Origin of the sequence: Dyadobacter sp., assembly GCF_017744695.1 — a bacterium.
Taxonomy (GTDB): Bacteria; Bacteroidota; Bacteroidia; order Cytophagales; family Spirosomataceae; genus Dyadobacter.
The window spans coordinates 138947-162667 of the sequence record NZ_JAGIAS010000002.1; the positions used below are offsets into that span (position 1 = coordinate 138947).

Annotated in this window: 12 protein-coding genes; 1 reads left to right on the plus strand and 11 read right to left on the minus strand. The window is 49.4% G+C overall.

Features of this window, described 5'->3' with window-relative positions:
• Window positions 1-59 precede the first annotated feature (59 nt).
• Window positions 60-1517 (plus strand): tetratricopeptide repeat protein, encoded by a 1458-nt coding sequence (locus J7619_RS08170; protein ID WP_291196797.1) that lies wholly within the window; start codon window positions 60-62, stop codon window positions 1515-1517.
• 578 nt (window positions 1518-2095) lie between these two features.
• Here J7619_RS08170 and J7619_RS08175 read toward each other — a convergent pair.
• The 11 genes from J7619_RS08175 to J7619_RS08225 all read right to left on the minus strand — a co-directional run bounded on the left by J7619_RS08175 (window position 2096) and on the right by J7619_RS08225 (window position 23468).
• Window positions 2096-2980 carry a hydroxypyruvate isomerase family protein gene (locus J7619_RS08175; protein ID WP_291196800.1) on the minus strand — a complete coding sequence of 295 codons (885 nt, stop codon included), beginning with the start codon at window positions 2978-2980 and terminating at the stop codon, window positions 2096-2098.
• A 24-nt stretch (window positions 2981-3004) separates the two neighbouring features.
• The gene (locus tag J7619_RS08180) at window positions 3005-3901 is read right to left on the minus strand and encodes a hydroxypyruvate isomerase family protein (RefSeq protein ID WP_291196803.1); all 897 of its coding nucleotides are present in this window, start codon (window positions 3899-3901) and stop codon (window positions 3005-3007) included.
• A gap of 243 nt (window positions 3902-4144) precedes the next feature.
• Window positions 4145-6841 carry a c-type cytochrome gene (locus J7619_RS08185; protein ID WP_291196806.1) on the minus strand — a complete coding sequence of 899 codons (2697 nt, stop codon included), beginning with the start codon at window positions 6839-6841 and terminating at the stop codon, window positions 4145-4147.
• 275 nt (window positions 6842-7116) lie between these two features.
• Window positions 7117-8628: a RagB/SusD family nutrient uptake outer membrane protein gene (locus J7619_RS08190; RefSeq protein WP_291196809.1), complete on the minus strand. Its 1512-nt coding sequence runs from the start codon at window positions 8626-8628 to the stop codon at window positions 7117-7119.
• Window positions 8629-8666: 38 nt separating this feature from the next.
• Window positions 8667-11912, minus strand: a complete 3246-nt coding sequence (locus J7619_RS08195; protein ID WP_291196812.1) for a TonB-dependent receptor — start codon at window positions 11910-11912, stop codon at window positions 8667-8669.
• Window positions 11913-12455: 543 nt separating this feature from the next.
• Window positions 12456-13883 carry a DUF1501 domain-containing protein gene (locus J7619_RS08200; RefSeq protein WP_291196815.1) on the minus strand — a complete coding sequence of 476 codons (1428 nt, stop codon included), beginning with the start codon at window positions 13881-13883 and terminating at the stop codon, window positions 12456-12458.
• A gap of 187 nt (window positions 13884-14070) precedes the next feature.
• Complete coding sequence (locus J7619_RS08205; RefSeq protein WP_291198285.1) at window positions 14071-16380, minus strand: DUF1549 domain-containing protein; 2310 nt, start codon at window positions 16378-16380, stop codon at window positions 14071-14073.
• Between the two features lie 320 nt (window positions 16381-16700).
• On the minus strand, window positions 16701-18200 hold the full coding sequence (locus J7619_RS08210) for a RagB/SusD family nutrient uptake outer membrane protein (RefSeq protein WP_291196818.1): 1500 nt from the start codon (window positions 18198-18200) through the stop codon (window positions 16701-16703).
• 11 nt (window positions 18201-18211) lie between these two features.
• A complete protein-coding gene (locus J7619_RS08215; RefSeq protein ID WP_310589802.1) occupies window positions 18212-21445 on the minus strand; it encodes a TonB-dependent receptor in 3234 nt (1077 codons plus the stop codon).
• Window positions 21446-22024: 579 nt separating this feature from the next.
• Window positions 22025-22414, minus strand: a complete 390-nt coding sequence (locus J7619_RS08220; RefSeq protein WP_291196822.1) for a helix-turn-helix transcriptional regulator — start codon at window positions 22412-22414, stop codon at window positions 22025-22027.
• 238 nt (window positions 22415-22652) lie between these two features.
• Window positions 22653-23468, minus strand: a complete 816-nt coding sequence (locus J7619_RS08225; RefSeq protein ID WP_291196825.1) for a 2,3,4,5-tetrahydropyridine-2,6-dicarboxylate N-succinyltransferase — start codon at window positions 23466-23468, stop codon at window positions 22653-22655.
• Window positions 23469-23721 lie beyond the last annotated feature (253 nt).

The following is a 23721-nucleotide window of genomic DNA, read 5'->3' on the forward strand; positions in this document are numbered from 1 at the left end:
TATATTAATTGATTTATATTTAGAACTCGAACAATCAATCACAACCAAAGTTAATATTTATGAAAAAACTGTTTTTTGTTTCTGCACTTAGCCTGTTCGGCTGTGCTGCGATGGCGCAGGACGCTGTGAACAAGGCTTTGGTAGATGGATTTCGTAAGGACAAAGAGAAAAGCGATAAAGATGCCACTGATCCGAAAGCAAGTGCAAAGGCTTCATTCTGGCTCGAACGCGCTAAACTTTATGAAAACATAGCCCTACAAGGTTCAGAAGTAGATTCTAGTGCAGCAAAAACGGCTTTGGAAGCCTACAAAAAGGTTGTTGAGCTGGATGTTACGAAAAAAGGGGAGCCGGGAAAATCGTCTAAAGAAGCGTCTAACGTAATCGCGGGCGGCGAAGGAACCCAGCTTTTCAATGCGTTCGTAAAGCAAGGTGCTGAAAAATACCAGGCTAAAAACCTGGGCGGTGCATTGGAAATGTTCCAGGCTGCTCAGGAGATCAACAAAAAGGATACTTTGGCATCCCTTTATGGTGGTATCGCAGCGCAACAGCTTGACAAAAAGGATATTGCGAAATCTTCTTTCGAGAAATATGCTGCTAACGGCGGTAAAGACCCCAGCGTTTTCTATGGTTTGGCTCAGCTTTACCGTTCAGAAAACAACTTCGATAAAGCGATCGAAACTTTGAACAACGGTTTGAAGCAATCGCCAGGTAACAAGGATTTGAAAGCCGAAGTTGTTAACATTTTGCTGGCATCGGGTAAGGAAGATCAGGCAATCAAAGAACTCGAAGCTTTGGCAGCAGCTGATCCTAAAAACACCCAGAATGTGGTAAACCTGGCTATTTTGTATGATAACATGTACAGAACAGCTACCGACAAAGTAAAACAACTGAGCGCGAAAGCAGGTTCAGGTGCAAATGCTGCCAGCACTGCTGAGAAAAATCTTGCCGCTGAAAAAGATAAGATCGCAGTTTACGACGGCGAGGTAAAACGTATCGGCGCACTGATCAAGAAGCAGCCTAAAAATGCTGACCTGAAACGCCAGCTCGCAGATGTAACTGCAAAGAAAAAGGAAAGCGTTGAAGCAGTTGCAAAACTAGAAGCAGATTTGAAAACTGCACAGGAAGCTGCCAAAGGACAAGACGTAGCTGCTGCTGAAAAAGAACTTGCCGATGCGAAAGCAAAACAAAAAGAAGCAAGCGACAAAGCAGTAGCTAACTACAAGAAAGCTTTGGAGATCGATGCAACAAACTACGACGCGCTTTACAACCTGGGTGTTTTTTACTTCAACGAAGCTGTACAGCTGAAAGGCGAAGTGGATAACATGAACATGACCGAGTATCAGCAGCGTGGTAAAGAAGTTGAAGGCCGTGTTTGCGGTAAATTCAAAAAAGCAAAACCATACTTCGAAAAAGCGATCCAGGCTAAGGACGAAGCTGAGGCTAAGGACAACCTGACCAACCTGAACGGTGTGTTGGAGCAATTTGCTGCGAAAGGCGTTGCTTGTATTGAAGAATAAGAGCTGATCCGCGAAGCTCTTGCTTTGCGGGTGTTATTCGAAGGCCTCTGGCTGGACGGATAGGCAAGACCGGCCAGAGGCCTGCAAATGGTTAGCACGAAGCAGAGCTTCGCGCCGGCACACCAAAGAGAAGAGAGCATCGGGTTATCGATGCTCTCTTCATTTATAAATATCTATTTAACATAATATAAATTATACAACAAATGTGTCAGAAACACCTATAAGCTGGAACAGCCATTAATGTTTTAGCTTTGTTACTACCTGTCCAGTTCTAATCGCCTTCACCGACGCTTGTGCAATCGAATCTTAACTAGAGAGATTGATAGCTGTGAGATTTTAACAGCTCGTCCGTGATATCAGGTTGAAATTTCTATCGAAATCTCAGGCGGTGTATTTGCTAGATTTCACGCTTTAATATTCTGAAATTGAGTGGCTTTAAAGCGTTTTTGGGTTGACTAAAAGTGGCTCGTTGAAATGTAAAATTGCCTGAAAACACCGTTTTGAGCACGTTTTGGGTGTTTCAAACAGCTTTTTCAGGCAATTCTGAAAAGAATATGGCGATTATTAGCGCATTCTTGTCAGACAATATCACAAATCTTCACGCATTCAGCCAGAGAAACCAGCGGCTCGCGTTTCGGAATAAACTCTTGCGCGACGAATCCTTTGTAGCCGGTCTCGACAATCGCTTTCATGATCGCCGGGTAGTATAATTCCTGACCTTCGTCGATTTCGTTGCGGCCCGGAACACCACCGGTATGGTAATGGCCGATGTATTGATGATATTGTTTGATCGTCGCGATCACGTCGCCTTCCATGATCGACATGTGGTAAATGTCGTAAAGCAACTTGAAATTTTCCGAGCCGACCATCTCGCACAGTCCAGCACCCCAGGCGGTGTGGTCGCACATGTAATCCCTGTGGTTGACCTTGCTGTTGAGCAATTCCATGATCATGGTAATACCGTACTTTTCGGCAGACGGCATCAGGCGGCGCAGACCGATGGCACAGTTCCGCATACCATCATAGTCGGACATCCCGCGACGGTTACCCGAAAAGCAGATGACGGTCTTATAACCGGCTTCTTTCAGTTTTGGAAAAATGTCCTCGTAACTTTTGACAAGTTCATCATGCAAGGCCGGATCGTTAAAGCCTTTTTCGATTCCCATGCCCGCGCCATTTGGCAGCGCGCACGTGAGTCCGTACTTTTTCAGTGTTGGCCAATCCTCCGGCCCGAGGAGTTCAACGGAAGTAATTCCGAGCTTCTTGCATTCCTGGGCGAACGTATCTAGCGGGATCTTACCGTAGCACCATTTGCAAACCGAGTGGTTGATCTTCCCATTCAGTTTAGTACCCAGTACAGATTCGGTTTTTGCAAAAACTTCTGAAATGGACATCATGCCGGCTGCGGCCCCGGCTGCTGTTCCCGCAGCAATATTTTTTAATGCGTTTCTTCTTGTTGACATAATCTAAGGTCTTGAATATCAATATTAAGCGATATCGCAAATGGTGACTCCCTGCTTCAATGAAGCCAGATCGTCGCCACGGCTAGGGACGAACTCCTGCCCTACGAACCCTTTGTAACCGGTTTCTACAATCGCTTTCATGATCGATGGGTAATAGAGCTCCTGGGTCTCGTCGATCTCATGACGCCCCGGTACGCCGCCCGTATGATAATGGGCGATGTATTTGTGGTACTTTTTGATCGTCGCGATTACGTCACCCTCCTGGATCTGCATGTGGTAAATGTCATAGAGTAGCTTAAACTTCTCAGAACCAACCGCTTCGCAAAGGGCCGCACCCCACTCCGTCCGATCGCACATGTAATCTTTGTGGTTGACCTTGCTGTTCAGCAGCTCCATGACCAACGTCACGTTATGTTTTTCACAAGTTGGGATCAGCTTACGGATACCTTCGGCGCAGTTCCTGATGCCGTCGTAATCCGACATTCCGCGGCGGTTACCCGAAAAACAAATGATCTTGTCATAACCCGCTGCACGTACTTTCGGGATCACATCTTCAAATCCTTTGATCAGTTCCTCATGATTTTTAGGGTCATTGAACCCCTTATCGATGCTGCGGGTAAGTCCTTCGCCCCAGGGCAATGCACAGGTAAGTCCATACTTTTTGATCACCGGCCATTCCTCGGGACCAAGCAGTTCTATGGATGTCAAACCGATCTTCTTGCATTCTTGCGCAAAGGTCTCCAACGGAATTTTACTATAACACCATTTGCATACGGAGTGATTGATTTTGCCGTTCAACTGAGGGCCAAGCGCTTTTTCCGACGCAGCAAATGCATGGGCGAGGGAACTTGAAAATGTACCCAGCCCCGCCGCCGCAGCCATGTTTTTCAGTGCTTTTCTTCGATTTGAAAGTGACTTCATTGAGTGATTAACTGTCTGGAATAAAATAAGTTAGCAAGGTTTTTGGTAGGGAACCCCCTACCCTTTTCAACGAATGAACGCGTATTGGTATACGTCCATTCAAGCAATTGTTTTGTTTTACAGTACCAATAAAAAAGTAGTGATGCTACCGGATCCGTTTTTGCTTTGGAAGCATCAGGATCAACACGCAGCACCACTATCTTAAGCCTAATTAATTATAATCTACTCAAAAAATCATATGATCTATTTTCCGCTTTTCGGCGCGCCGGATTCGGAATAGATCGGGTTATTTTTATTACCGCCGGCCATCAGGTAGGCCACCAGGTCTCTCAATTCGTTAGGGTTCAAACCGTTGATCAGGCCTGGAAGCATGATAGACACCGGAGAGATTTTGCTGGATACTACATCCTTCTTCGCCACTTTCCGGATCGTTTTCGGATCGAACGGGTTCTGGGATACGTAATAGAAGTTGGCATCCTGATTTACCTCACGGCCGACAATAGACTGCCCGTCTTTCATCTGGAACGAAATGGAGGCATATTGGTCAGATACCGCTTTGTCGGGCTCGATGATTGCTTCGAGCATGTCTTTCACCGAGAAACGGGTTCCCAGCTGGGTCAGTTCCGGACCAACGTCAGCACCTTCGCCCTGGATCGTGTGGCAGCGGCTGCAAAGTACGGCAGAGAAAATCTGCTTGCCGCGTTCGAAATCCCGGTTGGCAAGACTGTCTTTCACGAGCTCCACAGCCTGATCCACCTTCCATCCGCGGCCGGGGCCTTTCGGTGTATAGAGCTTCGCCAGGTCGTTTCCGGTTCCTGTAAGTAGTTCAGAACCAGATAATTTGTTGTAATAAGCCACTTTGTCGCTAGGCACGTGTTTCAAAGCAAGCTGGCGGGCCTTGTCGATAAAGCCGATGTAGCTGCGTCCCCCCTGGTAACTGAATGCCTTGTGGAACCATTTGAAATACTCTTCGCGCGAAGCAGGAGTCCAGCCGGTTTTGGCACTGCTCAGCATAATTGCATAGAACGTCTGCTGCTGCGGCGGCATTTTTTCCAGGAGGCCAGCCAGATCAAGACCGTATTGCGGGTTACGCAGGATCAGGTCGGCCGAAGCAGTCACCATTTCATTATCCTTGTCATCGAACTTCTCGTTTTTCGCGATCAGCGCAAGGGTTTTTTCAACCACCTTCGGCGCTTCGATGGTAATAAGGATTTTAGCTAAAAATCTGTTTTGTAGTGCATTAGCCGACGGATATTTCGGATTCAGATACGCTACCAATGCAGCTTTCGTTGCAGCGTCGGGCTGGCCTGTGCGGTACAGGATCACTTCCACAGCGCGCAGGAGCGCTTGCTTGTTCAGGTCGTCGAGCTTCGCGTAGTCGATCGTGGTCAGTTTTTTCAAAAGAGGCCCTCCTACTTTTGTAGAGTCACCCTGGCGGCCCAATGCAATGGCTGCATAAATGATCGACTGAGGGTCTTTTTCAGCATAAACTTTGCTTTCCCACTGGCCGACAGGCTGGTGCTCGATAGCCAGACGGCCTGCATAGCGAAGGAAGCGATCCGGGCTTTTCAGCAATGGCCAGGCCTGATCGATTGCTTTCGGGTCTTTCTTAACATGGTACTCTTCAATGGCGGTGCGCTGCTTATGCTCTGGCGTAATCACCGGCGTAGCTGCATTGGATCCAGGTGCAATATTCTTATAATCACCATAATATACGCGGTAGAGATCCGATTCGAGGCGACGGCCGCCGGTCAGGAAATATAATGCACCGTCAGGACCGATCGCGCCGTCTGTCAATGGAAGTGGCGCTCCCGAAAGGAATTCTTCGTGTTCAGCTGTGTAGGTAGAGCCGCTTGGTTTCAGGTGCAAGCCGTGAACGATACCAAATGACCAGTCGAATGCGAGCAAGGTATTTTTGTACTTCGCCGGGAAACGTGCGTCTTTCAGGTAAATGAGGTTGGTAGGCGATCCCTGGCCGATGTTCATAACTGGCGAGAGGAAATCGGCGAATGCAGGTGATGTGTTGGCAGAACCAGTTCTCCATCCGAATTCGCCACCGCTTACCGCATGGCAAACGCGTGTTGGACGATACCACGGTGTTCCGAAATCCCATTCCATATCCGAGTCATAGGCAAACAGGTCGCCCGCTTCGTTGAATGCGATATCGTACGGGTTGCGGAAACCGGCCGTGTACAATTCCCAGTTTTTACCTTCCGGATCGGTATGAGCAATCCAGCCGCCCGGTGCATTACGGTCGGTGGCATGCCCACGCGGGTCCTTGATGAATGGGAAAAGGTTGTCGTTTTTCCAGTTCGGCATCAAACGGTAAATATCCATTTGCGGGAGATCAGTAAAGTTACCGGCTACCACAAAAAGCGATTTCTGATCCGGCGCCATCACGATACTGTGCGGACCGTGCTCGCCCTCGCCTTTCAGCGGTTTGATGAGCGTGATCTTGTCATACTGGTCGTTATTGTCGGTATCCTGCAAACGGTACAAGCCGCTGCCTTTCGGGAAACGCGCGTTTGAGCGGTTGTTGATCATCACATAGAGGCTGTTGAATGCATAGAGCAAACCATGCGCATAACCCATCGCGACTTTCGCGGTATCCCCTTCTATTTTAAGTGCTTCAACCTGAGGCTTGTCGGCAGAGCCGATGGCAGGCAGTACCAGGCGATACAATCCGCCGTACTGGTCGGAAGTGATCATCCTTCCCTTGTTGTCGAACGTCATGGATACCCACGAGCCGTTCTTTTCTTCCGAAACACTATATAAATGATCGGCTTTGAAGCCATCCGGGAGTTTCAGTTTGTCGACCTTTGAGCCGGGAGGACGGTGTTTGGCAGTTCGGTTACTCAGCATCACTCCGCTGAAGACCCCTACGGCAACGAGTACCGCGAGCGTCATCGGAAGTTTTAACCATTGTTTTTTTGTGTACATTTTACAGCTCAGAGTTTTAGTAAATATGATTGATAAAAAAGGATGAAGCGTGGGCTATCTAGCCTGGGATATACCCTATGGGCGGTCGTTTGACTGGATTTGTTTCATCTTAAATAAAGCAAACTAAAACTTTAAATAATCTGATATTGCAATATTAGATTGAAACATTCACGCGACTATCCTGTTCTGTGGGGTATCGGGCAGATAAGTATGCTCATAATGCAAAAAGTGCAGCGAGCTCGCGCTTGCTGCACTTCTTTATTCTTTTACATCCATCAGAAATGAGGTGTCAATGCAGCTTCAACAGCAGGGAGACCGTAATAGTCGTCCAGGACTGTGAATGCATTTGGCGGAGGTACCGCTCCTTTCGGGAAGTAGTATGCCGCCGGATTAGCCTTCACTTTCGCGCCATAAGCCCCGATGATTTCTTTCACACGGCCGGTACGCGTGAGGTCGAACCAGCGTTTGTTTTCAAATGCGAGCTCCACGCGTCTTTCTTTGAAAATCGCCTCACGCAGGTCCGCCTGTGAAGCTGCCTTGGTTGCAGCAAGGCCTGCACGGGTGCGAACCTGGTTCAGGTAGGTGGCCGCGTCGCCCGGCTTGCCTCCTTCGTTCAATGCTTCGGCCAGGAAAAGCAGCACTTCTGCATAGCGATAAACGGGCCAATTCTGACCGGTGTTCTGATGGATCGCATGCGGGCGAGCGTACTTTTTGATATAAGGATAAGTTTTATTCTCAACCGCCGATCCGCTCAATGTCACATAGCCGATCGAAATATCCTTCCTTTTATCGCCGGCTTCGTAGGCGGCGATCAGATCAGGTGTTGGAATATTGTTACTTTCCTGGGAAGTCTGCTGCGGGTTAGCCGTTCCGGTGATCGGTGCGATTTCAGCCGCAGTGATCGGTGAAGGAATGAAGCGGTAAATCTGGTTACCGTTGTATCCGGCCGATCCTTCCATGTACTGGATCTCAAACAACGATTCTTTGTTGTTTTTGTTCGCACTCGTGTAAGAGAATGCATCGTTGTAGTCGGGCATCAGTGTATACTGGCCGCTGGTCACGATTTCCTTCAACAATGTTTCCGCAGCTCCCCATTTCTTTTGGGTAATGTAAAGGTTGGCGAGCAGCATTCTGGCAGTACCGTTTGTAACACGTCCGGCTTCCTGCGTGGCTTTATCGTACAATCCGCCGATGGCATCCTTCGCATCTTTTTCGATCTGGGCGTAAATCTCGTCGGTCGAAGCCAATGGCAGCGGTGCATCGTCGCGGCCGGTGGCAGGCACCAGGTGAAGCGGTACTTTACCGAACAGTCGCACCAGGTCGAAGTAAGCAAACGCGCGCAAGAATTGTGCCTGGCCTTTGAGGTTCGCTTTGGATTTAGCATCAAAATCCACCCCGTCAATCTTTGCAAGCACCTGGTTGGCCCTTGCGATGATTCGGTAGTTGAGGCGGTACTGAACGAGTACGTTGTCGTTCGCCGTGATCCCGTTCGCAGTCGGAACTGCAAAGTCGGCCACGTTTTCGGTCGGGTCTACCGCGCCGTAAAGGACGTTACGGGCATAATAGGTGTTGTCGGAATGCATTTCCTCCAAAACCCATGCGCGCTCGTTGTACATCTGGCGGAAAGGCTCGTAGGTAGCATTCACCGCCTGTTTGAAATCACTTTCTGATGTGAAGAAGTTGTTAGAACTCAATGCCGTTTCCGGGTTCACTGTGAGGAACTTATCTCCGCATCCTGCCATCAGGCCTGCCGCCAGGATCCACGCCGCTATATATTTTGTTTTCATCTCTATCGGAATTTAATGGAACTGTTTTACAAGTCAGGTTAGAAGTTTAAGTTCACACCCAATGTCCAGGTACGTGGTACAGGGTAGTTCGAAAGATCCACACCCTGGCTCAGGTTGCCACCGTCGCCCTGTCCGTCGCCTTGCGCGCTGGTTTCAGGGTTTGGCCCGCCCCAGTATTTGGTGAATACATATACCTGCTGCACGCTCGCATACACGCGCGCCGACTTGAAGAAACTCTTGATACCGCCCAGGTTATAGCCCAGTGTAATGTTTTTGAGCGTAAAGTAAGAGGCGTTGGCGAGGAAGTGCGAGCTGTTCCAGTCGCGTTCCACACCGGTGAAGTTACCACCGTTGTTAGTAGCGCCGTACATGCCTTTACCCGGAGTGATTACAGTTTGAGCTTCAACCGCGCCGGTTACCGGGTTGACGCCGTTCTTCACGCGGAAACGATCTTTGGCACCTGCCACCATGTTGAATACACCGTCGAGGTTAGCTGTGCTGTACAAGTGACGTACCCAAAGCTGGTTACCCTGCGAACCGGATCCGGTGATCGAAAGGTCCCAACCGCCATAGCTGAAAGTGTTGGTGAGGCCGTATGTGAATTTCGGGAATGGGCTGCCGATAATGGTACGGTCATCCGCATCGCCGCCGTTGGTGATTACTCCGTCGCCATTCACATCCTTGAACTTGATCGTGCCGATCGCCGAGCGGCCTGGAATGATCGGGCTGCTGGCCAATTCTTCCTTACTCATGTAGAAGCCTTGTTTCACTAGTCCGTAGAACTGACCGAACGGCTTGCCAACCTGCGTGATGTGGAATGTACCATATACACGGTCGATGCCCGGTGCCAGCTCCATTACCTTGTTACGGTTGAATGAGATGTTTGCATTGGTAGTCCATTTCAACTTGCCCACCAGGTTACGGGTAGTAAGCGATATTTCATGACCCCAGAATTTGATTTCACCAATGTTGTCATTGTAGTTAGAGAAACCCGACTCTTGGGGAACCTGAACGGCGTAAAGCAAATTCGTGGTACGCTTGGTGTAGAAATCGTAAATCAATTGGATGCGGTCGTTGAAAAGGCCCACATCCAAACCGGCGTCGAACTGCTTGGTTGTTTCCCAGCCCAGCTTGCTGTTGGACAGTGACGTTACCTGCGCACCGGTAGCTACCGTACTTCCGAAAACCGCATTGGTCGTGTTGTTCACCAATGCATACTGGGTGTAGTTACCGATGTTGTTGTTACCGATCACCCCGTAGCTGGCACGTGCTTTGGCAAATGAGATCTTCGGAATCGACTGCATGAAGTTTTCATCCGAAATAACCCAGCCCACAGACGCCGAAGGGAATGTACCCCAACGGTTGTCGGAACCGAAACGGGAAGAACCATCGGCACGAACAGCGGCAGTGAAGAGATATTTGCCTTTGTAGTTGTAGGTCAGGCGCGAAATGTAAGACATCAGTGCCCATTCATTAGCACCATTGAAAGTGTTGGAGCCTGAAATACCATTCACGTTAAACGAGCCACCGCGGTCGATGTTGATCGCACCCTGGATTGTCGGAAGGCGGTCGTCGGTATAGGTGTTGGCCGTGATCCGGTCGAACTCCTGACGAAAACGTTGTTGTGTGAAACCCGCGAGCAACTCGAAATTGTGCTTCTCGTTGAAGCTATGCGTATAGGTTGCAAGGTTTTCGTTCAGCCATGAGAAGTTCTGATAGTTCTGACGGATCGACACCGCGGTGGTAGGCACCGGTGTGTTGATCGCGCTCGTGGCCGTCGACGGGTTGAAGAAGAAAAACTTGTTTGACTCCTGTTCCACATTCAAGGTCGATTTCAATATGAGGCCTTTAATCGGGCTGTACTGCACATAAGCATTACCTAGAAGCTTGTTGATTCTCGTTTCGTTGGTCAGCTCTTTCGCCGCGCGTACCCAGTTGGGATAATCGAAGATATTACCGGTGCCTTGCGGAAAGTTGTTGTATTTGGTCAATTGGCCGTTGGCATCATAAATAGGCATCACAGGCCAGGTATGCAATGCATTGAAGAGCACACCGGTACCGCGGTCACCATCCGTCCGTGGGGTGTTGTCATATACAAACTGCGGTGCCAGGTTGAAACCGATTTTAATTTTGCTTGATAGGTCATACTCAGTATTCATACGAAGTGAGTAGCGCTTGTAATTGTTGTTGAGCACCACCCCTTTTTGATTGAAAACACCCGCTACGAGCGATGTCCGCATATTCTCCTTGTTGGAGCTTACCGTGAGGTTATAGCTCTGAATAGGTGCTGTGCGCAGCAATGCGTCATACCAGTCGTTGTTTTTGCCTGCATATTCCGATGGGTTCTCAAATGCTTTGGGAACCGGTTTGTTCTCATCCTCGTACATTTCTTTCTTGAACTGCGCGAATTCTTCGGCGTTCAGCATTTTTACACGACCCCTCATAGGTACCTTCTGGATACCCGCGTAGGCGTTGAAGCTCACGGCCATTTTGCCAGGTGTACCGCGTTTGGTGGTGATCAGTACAACACCGTTCGCTGCACGGGAACCGTAAAGGGACGTGGAAGCTGCATCTTTCAAAATGGTAATGTCCTCGATTTCGTCGGGGTTCATCTGGCCTATTGTACCGGTGATCGGGAAGCCGTCAATCACGTAAAGCGGGTCGCTGCCGGCTGTCACCGACACCTGGCCGCGGATACGTACAGCCATCCCCTGCCCCGGCTTACCGGTGGTTTGGTTGATCTGCACACCGGCAAGACGTCCTTGCAGTTTTTGAGTAACCTGCGATACCGGAATATCTTTCAGTTCCTCACTTTTAACGGTTTGCACCGCACCTGTAATTTCTTTTTTCAACTGGCTACCATAACCTACTACCACCACTTCGGTAAGCGCCTTGGCGTCGGTGGCAAGTTTAATATCCACCGTTGAGGCAGCTCCCAGGGGAACTTCCTGTGTAAGGAACCCTACGGAAGAGAAAATGAGGACACCGCCTCTGTCGGGGACGTTAACGGTGTAGATACCGTCCGCATCGGACACGGTGCCTATGGTGGTACCTTTGAGGACCACGCTTACACCCGGCAGCTTTTCGCCGGAGTCGTCGGTTACCCTTCCCTTGATCGTCCGGTCGGCGGTGATGTTACTGCTCACAACCAGCGGGTTAAGATTTAAACTATTATCGGCCATCGCGTTGAATCCGCAAGCCACTCCAATGAGCGCCTGGCCCACCGAGAGTTTCAGGATCGAATTCAATCGGGTGCCGTAAATGGATTGTCGAAATTGATTCATAAGCTTCATTTTTAGATTTAGTAATTAGCAGAGGCCCGGAGCATTGTCTAAAACGTCCGGGTAGCGGGGTTAATCGGTTAAGCTTTGTATTCTCATAGTAATCGGTTTAAGTGAACAATTGTCGGGATTGGGAAAAGCAGCGTTTAGGGTATGTCAAAAATAGATGTGGTCTGATCACGAAACGGATGGCTTTCCTGCATGTAAAACAGGCTTGAAAGCGCGCAGATCTATGGTTGATGAAGAGTTGGAATACTTTAAGAAATAAATGCCTTTGTGATGTATAAAAGACAATTATTCATACTTAAAGTAACATTTATGCAATAGTAGAACGAATGCAAGAACTGACTGTCCTGCTCTGTCTGGTTTTGATTAATATTTAATTAACATGAGTTTTTTGGATATATCTTATATCTGGCATGAGGAAGCCGCCCGTTCGCCGGTTGGCGACGGTCCACAATATAGGATATGAAGAAGGTGAGATAGTAAGAGATAGATCCGCCGGAAGGCTGGCTATCAGCATCTTCCGGCGGGTCGAACCGATAATCAGACAAGCAACTCTTTCACGGCAAGACCTTTGCCATCGGGCGTCGTATAGAATGGCCGTTTTTCAATTTCATATTGGGTATCTGGTGGAATACCTAATGCATGATAAATCGTCTGGTGAATGCCGTCTATCTTCACCGGGTTTTCGATCGTCTTGCAAGGACGTTCATCGGCAGTTTTGCCGTAGACGAACCCTTTTTTAATGCCACCGCCGAACATCAGCATCGAGCAGCCGTCGGTGAAATGGCGGTGCATACCGTAGAATTTGAGATCCGATAGAATGTCGGGCTGGGCAACTTGCTCTTTTACTTTGGCGTCCGGACGACCTTCCACCATCATGTCGCGGCTGAATTCGCTGGCCAGAACGACCATCGTGCGGTCGAGCAGGCCTTTCTCATCCAGGTCTTTAATGAGCTGCGCAATCGGGCCGTCGATCTGTTTCTTCATATCCTGTAAACGCGTGTGGCCGTTTTCGTGCGTATCCCAACCTTTGAATGGCTCATATTCGGTGGTGACGCTGATGAAACGCGCGCCCTGCTCGGTCAACCGGCGGGCGAGCAGACAGCCTAGCCCGAACCGGCCGGTGTTGTAAATATCGTAGCTCTTTTTAGGCTCCGTACTGAGGTCGAATGCCTTCGACTCCGGAGAATTGAGCAATGCATACGCCTGCTCCATGGAACGTTTCAACGACTCGCGCTGGTAATCGCTGCCGAACTCTCCTACCGGGCTGTTATTGATCAGCTCATTGTACAACTGGTTGCGGCGCTCGAAACGCTTCGCGTCCATACCCACGGGCGGGCGCACGCTTTCGAGTCCCTGGCTGGGGTCCGGAATGAAGAATGGGCCAAACTCATTGCCGAGGAAGCCGGCCGTGTGGAATGCTTTCAGCTCTTCGGCCTCGCCTACTGTGAACCGCTGGCCGATGTCGATGAACGCCGGGATCACCGGATTTTTGGGTCCGAGTTCCTTGGCGATCCACGATCCCATGTGCGGTGCGGCGACCGTTTGCGGTGGCTCATAACAGGTGTGCCAATGGTACTGATGGCGTGAATGCAGGATGTGTCCCATATCGGCTGCGACGTACGAGCGGATGAGCGTACCCTTGTCCATCACCTGCCCTATCGACTGCAAGCCGTCCGAAAAATGGATGCCGTCGAGCTTCGTCGGGAACGATTTGAATGTGCTCAAAACGCGGTTACCTTCCATGTCTTTTTCAAACGGCGTGTAGGCTTTCGGGTCGAACGTTTCCGTGTGCGCCATACCGCCGGCCATCCATAAAAGTATCACTGTGTCCGCCGAAGAATTGGCTCCCGCCTTGCCCCGGCATGAGGTAAGCAGGTTTGATATGGGGGTTCCTGCCGCCAAAGCTGCCATCGTAGCGGCACTGGCCCGTTGCAGAAACTCCCTCCTATTCCATTGGATATTCATTTCTCTGTATATTTTAAATGGTTGTATTTCAATTATTTATATTTATTTACATTTCATACTTTAAATACTTTTTAAATTTATAATTAATACTATAAATTTTATTCTTTGTATACATTGTAAATGTATTATGTGCATTTAAAGTGCTATTCATTTGATATTATAAGTATGCTATATATGTACTGCACATTTAATATATCAACTGAAACTCGGGCACCAATGCAATCGCCCAAACCAGGTCCTGAATGCCTTCCTCGCTGGGTGTTGGACCGAGGATTTTTTTCGCGGCCGCGAGCTCTTTCGGTACCGGCGAACGGCCCAATGCTTTCCGGTAAAGGGCGGTCACGAGCGAGTCGGATGTCGGGTATTGCGACTTCCAGATCTTCGATCCTGCTTTGAGCGTCTCGGTGAATTTGGAGCCGTTCGTGAGCTCTAATGCCTGGAGCAGGTTGGCCTGCGAAGTGCGGCCGGTACTCACCGTCTCACGGTTCGGCCTGCCGAGCGAAGTAAGGAACGGGTCGTTCTTCACGAACGCCGCGCGCGGGAACGGCAATCGGGATTGGATGTCTTCCGGGAGCTTCTTCAATGCAAGCGACGTGTCGGCATACATCGGCGTGAAGCTCGTGCTGATCGCATCGGCAAACTGCTCGGCGGTGAGCCTGCGGCGCACCATACCGGTAAACTTGAAATCGTTCGCCATAATATCCCCTGCTTCTTTCACCGATGTGGACGGTAGCTGGTAAGTTTTGGAAGTGACGATCGTATAAATGAGTTTTTTGACATCATAGCCATTCGTGACAAAGTCGGATGCCAGCCAGTCGAGCAGGTCCTGGCTCCACGGCAAGTTGTCCATTGCATCCACCGGCTCCACAATGCCGCGGCCCATCAGCTGCGCCCATACGCGGTTCACGAGCGTGCGGTACAATCTGCCGTCTTTGGGCTGCACCAGGAAATCGGCCAGTTGGCGGAGGCGTTTTTCTGTATTTGCATTCACTTCAATTTCCCCAAGTTCCGGGTACAAAATGCGAGTCCCCGCGATTTTGCCGGTCGGTTTGTCGCAACGGTTGATTTCAAGCAGCGTGTCCGCGAAAATGTTGGCAAATGCGTAAGCGTCGGCCAGTTTCCAGTCGCTGATGAAGCTGTCGTGGCAGGAAGCGCATTTCAGATTCAAACCCAAAAATACCTGCGCCACATTCTGAGCCGCCTGCATTTCGGTGCGCTGGCTGGAATTGATCGTCCCGCGCCATTTGATACCTTTGATGAAGCCCTCTGATTCCTTGTTGGGGCTGATCAGCTCTTTCACAAACCAGTTGTAAGGCTTGTTATCCAGCAGACTCGCATAAAGCCATTTGGAAATGCCGAAGCGCCCGCCCGTAATGTAGCCGGTCCCGTCGTAGTCGTTCCGGAGTGCGTCGTTCCAGAATGTCATCCAGTGTTGCGCGTAGGCGTCGTTTTGGGATAGTAGCTCTTTGGCAAGCAATTCCCGCTTGTCGGGACGGGTATCCGCTACAAATGCATCGATCCTCTCTGGGGCCGGAAGCAGTCCGATAATGTCGAGGTAAACCCGACGAATATAAGTGCGGTCGTCGACGACCGGTTTCCAGCTGCCCTTATTCTTTTGGAAGTAGGCATTCACAAACAGGTCGACAGGCTTGTTCAGATCGGCTGTGGCGGCTGGTACCTGAGGCGTGCGAGGTGCCAGTTCGGCCACACGGTAAATGCTTTTCTCTTTGCCATCGGGCCATGGAGCGCCTTTTTCGATCCAGAATTGAAGCAGTTTTACTTCTTTCTCGCTTAGGCGCTTGCCTTTGGTGGGCATGGCTTCCTTATGGCCTTTCGGCAGGGAAATTCGTCGGATCAGCTCACTTTTGTCGGGATGGTTTGGAACGACTACCACCCCGTGTTCACCGCCTTTCATAATGGCGTCCTTGCTGTCGAGCCGAAGCTCGCCTTTCATTTTGGTTTCACTGTGGCAGCTGTAACAGTTGTGCGCCAGGATTGTCCTGACTTCCACATTGAGATTTTGTATTTGTTCAGGGGTTAATGCACCATTGTTAGTCAGCACAAAATCAGCTTCCGTCTCACCTTCGGGCTCCACGGTTTGGTTAGCACCGGGCAATACGCTTGTCAGGTAATCTTCGCCATGCGTGAGCATCGCGCCGTAATGCCCTGCAAATGATACGCCGAATACAGTGGTGAGCAACAGCCCGCGGAACAGGCTCCTGTTGCCCGAACGCAACGTAAATGCCGTGACCAGGGAAAGTACCATCGTGGTTATCCCTGCCCAGCGGTGGATTTCGAGATTGGTACCGCTGGAATCTTCGGAGCTGGCCAGCAATAGACCAAATGCGACGGCGAGCACAGCACTTCCCGCGCTCACCCACGTGATAATGCGCGTGCCGTCGCGCAGGACGGTCGATTTGTGCTTCCAGTCGATGAGTTCAAAAAGCAATGCAATGCAAAGAAGTCCAATGGGAAAATGGACCAGTAAAGGGTGCAATCGTCCTAAAAATTGCCAAAGCCAGAAAGTTTCGGTTGCTTGGAGTAACACAAGTTCAAGGGGTTAGTGGTTCAGGAATACCGCCGGGGGGATTCCGCAATATCATACAATACTAAAATGCAACAAGGGGAATAGTATCCTGTTCTGTCTTGCTATAAATGATAAATATTCATGTTTTTCTAAAAAGGTTCATATAAACAGTAATGCAGGTACTCGATTGACTATTAGGATTATAACGCATTTTTTCGCGGATTAGTTATAAAATTTAACAGGAGAGGCATATGGGATGCCCCTCCTGTGCATTGCAGGCACTTAGCCGATCAATAACCCGGATTTTGAATCAGCTTGGAGTTGATCAGAATCTGTGGCGCAGGTAAAGGCAGGAAATACTCATTCTCGGTATAGACGTAGTCTGTCGAGTTGAACGGCACATTACCTCTTGCTACCGTTGGCTTTGCGCGTTCCTGTGCGCCGTGAGCGTTCATTAAAGCGGCCCATTCAGCGGGTGTCTTGGTTCTTTTGAGGTCAAACCACCGGTGATTTTCGAACGCAAGTTCAAGCCTCCTGTCTTTCAAGACCGCCGTTCTGAACGCGGCTTTATCCGCAAGGGCGAGATCTTCCAGGCCTGCTCGTTTCCGGATCTGGTTGAGGTAGCCCAGCGCCTCGCCGGTCGGGCCGGACTGCTCGTTGATTGACTCCGCCAGCATGAGCAGCACATCCGCATAACGCAATACCGGCCAGTTGGAATTGGTACGGTTCACGATCGTATGCGGGTAGTTGTATTTAACTACGTAGGGAATGTTATAAGTGACAGTATCCAGTTTGAAGCTGGTTTTTAACGAAATATCCTTACGAAGATCACCTTTTTCATAGGCTGCGATGATATCGTTGGTAGGGACATTCCTGCCGCCGTTCGACCCGGCGGCGAAGCCGGTTACTGCTCCCTTCGAAACCCGCGGAGCGAACAAATATTCGAAGTTGCTCCATTCGCCAAGGTCGTTATCGCCCATGTACTGGATTTCGAAGATCGATTCGACTCCGTTCTTTTTGGTGATCGCGAAATTGTCGGCGTAGTTGGCATTCAATGCGTACCCAAGCGTGGTTACCTCTTTGAGCGTCGTGATGGCGTCGGCGTACTTCTTCTGTGTGAGGTACGACTTGCCGAGCAGGCTCAATGCAGCTCCTTTGGTTGCACGGCCGAGATCGCTGGCGGCGGTATATTTGACAGGCAATGCGGCGGCGGCTTCTTTCAGGTCTTTTTCAATTTGTGCCCAAACATCAGCCTGCGGCGACCGCACCAGGTCGAATGCAGGATCGGGGATCGAGAGTGTCGACGTGACGATGATCACATCACCGAAATACTGGACAAGGTTGAAATACATATAAGCACGCAGGAATTTGAGCTGGCCTTCGGCTTGCTTGCGGCCATTGTCGGTCATCTCGGCATTCACCATCCGCTCCAACGTCAGGTTGCAGTTGTACATGGCTGCATAGTAACCGTTCCAGAGGTTGGCGATTTCACCATTCCCGGAGTTGACTGTCCCAAATTCGAACGCTTCCCAGCCGCCCGCGCCACCGCGGTCGGAAGGGTTCAGGTCGATAGTCGTGTTATCTGTTTGAAATTCCCCAAACAGATACGCCGTATTGGTAAGGCCCTGAATCTGGCTATAAACCCCGCTCACAGCCTGCTTCACCTGTTCTTCGTTCTTATAGAACAAATCGACCTTTACTTTCGTCGGGTCGGTCTGGTTGAGGAAGTCTTCGCTGCATGACGACAGTACCATGGCCAGCGCGATTCCCAGTATCGTTAGTTTTTTCATCTTCGTCGATTTTAGAAGTTTACTTTAATACCTGCGGAAAATGTTCTCGGTACCGGATACGACTCGTCGTCGTTGTTCAGTTCAGTACCGCCGCGTACCCCGGCGTCGGGGTTGTTGCCCGGATATTTGGTGATCAGCAGCAGGTTAGCCGCATTGACGAAAATGCGCGCATCTGACAGGATACCGTTCACTTTGGGCAGCGTATAGCCGATCGTCACATTTTTGATCCATGTGTGCGTGCCGTCGTACACGTAACGTTCGCTACTCTCGCGCGACCATTTGAAGTAGTCGGTACCACCCTGCGAGTGCTTGTCGTTCGGGTTCGGGCCGGGGTTTTCAGGTGAGCGCCAGCGGTCTTTCGCCTTTTCGAGCACATTGAAAACGCCGTCCATGTTCATGGTCGAAGCCTCGATGTTCCGGTAAATATCGAATTTGTAAGCGCCCATCAGCAACACGCTGACATCGAAACGTTTGTAATCGGCAGCAACGGTCCAACCCCAGTTGAATTTCGGGTTGGGGTTACCAATCTCGGTCATGTCCTTGGTATCGTAAGATACAATGCCGTCAGGCCCGCCATCTGGTGCGCCGTGCAGGTCTGCAAACTTCATCGCGCCCGGTACTGCTCCTTCCTGTACGGGGGAGGCATCGATTTCAGCCTGGGTGTTGAAAATGCCCAGCTTTTTATAACCGAAAATCATCCCGATCGGCCGTCCCACCTGCTGAATGTTATAGCCGCCGTACTGGCTGCCTTGCAGAATGAAGTCGTTCTGGCCGCGGATTGCGAGGATCTTGCTCCGGTTGAAGGTGATGTTTGCATTCGTCCTGAAATTCACCTGGCCGATTTTCATCCGGTAGCTACCAGCAATCTCCACACCCGAGTTGCGAACTTTTCCAAGATTTTTCAAAGTTGTAGTAAAGCCGGATACCGCGGGAATGTTATAGCCGAGCAGCATATCGTCTGTAATCTTTTTGTAATACTCCACAGTGAACACCAGGCGGTTATTGAATGTCGCAAGGTCGAGACCGACGTTCAGCTGGTTGGATTTTTCCCAGGTCAGTTCGGGGTTCGCAAAACGGGTTACGGTTTTCCCGATCGACAATCCATTGTTGAATACGTAATTGTTCAAACCGAGGAATGCGAGGCTGGCATAGTTACCATCGTCACCGGCATTTTGTCCGGTACCGAAGTTGTTGTTCGCGCTCACCTGATAGGTATTGTTACCCGTCATACCCCAGCTGCCGCGCAGTTTCAGGTCGGTAAGCCATGCTGCTTTTGGAATAAATGATTCCTCTGAAAGCCTCCAACCCACGGAAACTGCCGGAAAGTTGCCAAACTGGTGCCCTTCGCTGAAACGGGAACTACCCTCGCGACGGAACGATGCCGAGAAGAGGTAACGGTCTTTGAATGAGTAGTTTAATCGTGCCAGGTATGCGAGCATAGTCCATTTACGCTCCATGGAGTTCGACGAGCGAATGGTAGCATTGCCTAGGTACGGAGCGAGGTCGTCGGGGAAAGTGTTACCGGATCCATATAAGCCTTTTACGATTTCCTGCTGGGCAGTGTAGCCAAGCATGGCATCGAGGTGGTGGTTTTCACCGAGATTGACATTATAGGTAAGCAACTGGTCGGCTGTATAATTGCGCAACTCTTCCGAATCGTCCCGTTCCGCAGCAATGCGGGGAGGCGCGCCGTTAGAGCCCGTCGCCACGGCCAGCCCGATCGTAGAAGGAACGTACTCCTTATATTGGTTATAGTTGATTTTTGCATTTATGGAGGTCCTGAACTTCAAGCCCTTGGCTATATTGAAATCGATGTAACCATTGGCCAGTACGTCGGCGATGTTGCGGTTACGCTTGATCGCTTTCAGCAGGTAAAGCGGGTTAGGGAAACCAAAAATATCGCCGACGCCATTGTAGTAAGGGATCAATTCGCCTTTTTCATCATACGCAGGGTAGCGCGGATCGCTGATGAGGGTCAGACCGACCTGCGCATTACGTCCGTCGGTGGACGCGAGGCTCGACCGCGAGTAGCTACCGGCTATGTTCACACCCATTGAAATGTACTTGTTAATGTCCCCGGCGAGGTTCGTGCGAACGGAAGCGCGGTCATAATCAGTGTATTTCAATGCGCCGTCTTCCTTGTAATAGCCCAGCGAAACCATTGACTTGATAGGGCCTTTTCCTGACGAAAGCGACACGTTTACATCCGTATAAGGTGCGTTGTTGTGCAGGATCAGGTCGAACCAGTTGGTGGAATATTTGGTATCCTCGGGGTTGCGGAAGTCGATGGGAATTTCCTCATTCGTAGGTTGCCGTTTCTTGTCCAGTACGAACCTTCCAATAAATACTTCCTTCTTGAACTGCGCAAAATCCTTACCGTTCAGCACTTTGGTTTTTCTCGATTCAGGGACATTCTGGACGCCGTAGTCGATGGAAACGTTCAGGTTCGTCTTGCCCTCCTTGGCCGATCTGGTGGTGATCAGAACTACCCCGTTCGAACCGCGTGCACCGTAAATCGCTGTCGACGCCGCATCTTTCAGCACTGTGATCGTCTCGATGTCGTTCGGGTTGAGGTTCTGGCCGACGGAAATACCTACCGGGAAGCCATCGATTACGTACAAAGGATCGCTACCGGCTCCGAGCGAGCTGATCCCGCGTACTTTCACTTCGAATTGTTGGCCTGGCGTACCGCTTTTCTGCTTGATGATCACCCCGGGCGCCTGTCCCTGGATCATCCGGGTGACGTTTGACTTCGGTACTTCTCCGATGTCTTCAATGTTAATGTTGGACACCGCCGAAGTAATATCGCGCTTGCGCTGGGTACCATACCCTACCACGACCACTTCTTCCAGCGCTTTGTTATCCACGGCCAATTGAACGTCCAAATTCGTCTGATTTCCCACTGTAATCTCTTTTGGTACGTACCCGACAAAAGAGAAAACTAAAACTGGACCGCCTGCGTCAGGTACATTGATCGTGTAGCGGCCTTCGGTATCAGTTACGGTTCCGGTGCTGGAACCTTTCACAATAATACTCACGCCCGGGAGCCCGGAGCCATTTTCATCGGTCACTTTCCCTGCAAGCGATCGGTCGGCGGTCGCCAGCATTGGGTCCTTCACTGGGGCGGCTGTCGCCGGGGCTTGATGGAAGCCTGCGAGCGCAACGCCGAACAATACCTGGCCCAGCATCACCTTTCGGAGCGAGCGCAGGCCGGTATTGAATCTTAATTGTCGAGATTGATTCATACGTTCAGGATTGGAATAGTTAATGATTGGACAAGTAAAATGGGTTTCAAGCTTGGATTTTTTCCATAGGCAGTTGGTTTGGGTGGTATATTTTTAGTGGAGGAGGAATAATAAAATTCAAACATGTTGCCGGGAGACAAAATGATTGGGCTTGAAGTACATACCCATACCTATGTTTGATATGTACAATTAATGATTTGAATTATATTATTTCTGCAATAGTATCGGTATTTGAATTCCATACTGTCCTGTGCTGTCCGGTATGCTACCAAAATTGTGAGTACGACACAATTAAATTATCGGTGACTTACCGACAAGAAATTTAACAGTATCTTAAAGTAGTGAGATGCAGTCGTCTCGATCGGCCGGAGCGGAGTTGTTGTGCCGGCCCGTGGGTTAATGCTGAAAATTTTGAGAAGGGAAACGGACCCATGTCCCTGCATTTTCGCGGGACAGTGACGGTTATCGTAATACGTCTCGAATTTTCGATGCCGGTCGACGGCATCGAAACAGATATGAGGTTAAAATGGCACTTTCGAGGAGATCTTACAAATTATTGAATTTGGCAGGCCCAGTTTGTCACCCCTGTTTGAATTCCTGAAAAGTGCCGTCAGAATAAAAAATAAGCACTTTTTCGATCTTTTTCTCCGGCAAAACGACCGGTTTCTCCTTTACGACATTTGTTTGTGCGGGCTGAGGCGCGGGAGCTGCCTTTTTACGCGATTCTAAAACGGGTTCATTTACCGTCATGGAGGCTGTTGCCGGCAAGGGTTCGTCGTCCAGTATCCAGCTGATACCAAGATCCGGAAAGCGCTTTACAATTTTCTGCACCATATCCAGACTTGGCTTATTTCTCCCGGCAAGTATATGCGACATGCTGGATCGCTGTATACCTATTTCATCAGCGAAGAGCGACGGCGTGATATTTTTATCAATCAATATCTGTTTAATCTTGTTAGTGAGATCCATATTGTAATTTGTAAATTTTAATACAAAGTTAAATAATTGGATCGAAAAGCAAATACCTAAAAAGTAAATTGACGAAATCTGTTGATTTAAATAAGTGAACTGTAATGATTTAATATATTAAACATTGATTTTAGGTATCGTATATATTTGTAAATCGTGGATTTGGGGCAAAAAAAAATGCGACACGAATAATTCATGCCGCACTCAGATTGCGTTATTCGGATGGTTTCTCCGAGAATTACACCGCTACGCTATTGTCGCGAAGAGCATCGTTCAGAGAAGTTTTGAGATCCGTGCTTGGTTTGCGCTTGCCGATAATCAATGCGCAAGGCACGTGATACGTACCTGCGGCGAACTCCTTAGGCAATGTTCCCGGGATTACAACTGAGTCCTCAGGTACATACCCTTTGTATTCCACAGGTTCGCTGCCAGTAACGTCGATAATTTTCGAGCTGCCCGTAATTGTTACTCCTGCGCCCAAAACGGCTCTTTTTCCAACGCGAGCACCTTCTACAACGATGCAACGTGAGCCAATGAATGCACCGTCTTCAATGATTACGGGCGCTGCCTGAACCGGTTCGAGTACCCCTCCTATTCCTACGCCACCGCTCAGGTGAACGTTCTTCCCGATCTGTGCGCAGCTTCCCACGGTTGCCCAGGTGTCGACCATGGTACCTTCATCTATATAGGCGCCAATGTTTACGTATGATGGCATGAGCACTACACCTTTTGAAATATAGGCGCCATACCGCGCCACGGCCGGAGGCACTACCCTTACACCAAGTTGTTCGTAGCCGGATTTTAGTTTCATCTTATCATGGTATTCAAAAATGCCAACTTCGCTCACGTGCATTTGCTGGATTGGGAAGTAAAGAATGATCGCTTTTTTTAGCGCTTCGTTGACAGTCCATCCTCCATTAGCATTAGGCTCGGCCACGCGCAGTCTCCCTTTATCGACCTCCTCGATGATATCGCGGATAAAATTCTTTGCCGATTCTTCCTTCAATAATTCCCGGTTGGACCAGTAATTTTCAATTTGTTCAGTAAAATTCATGTTAAAGTATAGAGTTAATGATATTCATTTATTATCCTGTAAATCAATAAGTTATAATCTGTTTCAGAATGAAACATACGAATAAACTTACAGGTGAAAAGAGAACCCTCTCGCGAGGGAACTGTGACGCAATATTATAGGTTCTTAATGTAGAATCAAAACAAATCAAAACAGAATAAAGGCCTTCAATATACTACTCTAATTAGCAAATTCAAAAGTAAAAATGTTAATTCAAATCGAACAACGGTACTAA

Bases quoted from the DNA above. Each gene is read 5' to 3' on its own strand.
- J7619_RS08220 (WP_291196822.1), bottom strand. From the start codon at position 22,414: ATGGATCTCACTAACAAGATTAAACAGATATTGATTGATAAAAATATC.
- J7619_RS08175 (WP_291196800.1), bottom strand. From the start codon at position 2,980: ATGTCAACAAGAAGAAACGCATTAAAAAATATTGCTGCGGGAACAGCA.
- J7619_RS08170 (WP_291196797.1), top strand. From the start codon at position 60: ATGAAAAAACTGTTTTTTGTTTCTGCACTTAGCCTGTTCGGCTGTGCT.
- J7619_RS08210 (WP_291196818.1), bottom strand. From the start codon at position 18,200: ATGAAAAAACTAACGATACTGGGAATCGCGCTGGCCATGGTACTGTCG.
- J7619_RS08215 (WP_310589802.1), bottom strand. From the start codon at position 21,445: ATGAATCAATCTCGACAATTAAGATTCAATACCGGCCTGCGCTCGCTC.
- J7619_RS08200 (WP_291196815.1), bottom strand. From the start codon at position 13,883: ATGAATATCCAATGGAATAGGAGGGAGTTTCTGCAACGGGCCAGTGCC.
- J7619_RS08190 (WP_291196809.1), bottom strand. From the start codon at position 8,628: ATGAAAACAAAATATATAGCGGCGTGGATCCTGGCGGCAGGCCTGATG.
- J7619_RS08195 (WP_291196812.1), bottom strand. From the start codon at position 11,912: ATGAATCAATTTCGACAATCCATTTACGGCACCCGATTGAATTCGATC.
- J7619_RS08185 (WP_291196806.1), bottom strand. From the start codon at position 6,841: ATGTACACAAAAAAACAATGGTTAAAACTTCCGATGACGCTCGCGGTA.
- J7619_RS08225 (WP_291196825.1), bottom strand. From the start codon at position 23,468: ATGAATTTTACTGAACAAATTGAAAATTACTGGTCCAACCGGGAATTA.
- J7619_RS08180 (WP_291196803.1), bottom strand. From the start codon at position 3,901: ATGAAGTCACTTTCAAATCGAAGAAAAGCACTGAAAAACATGGCTGCG.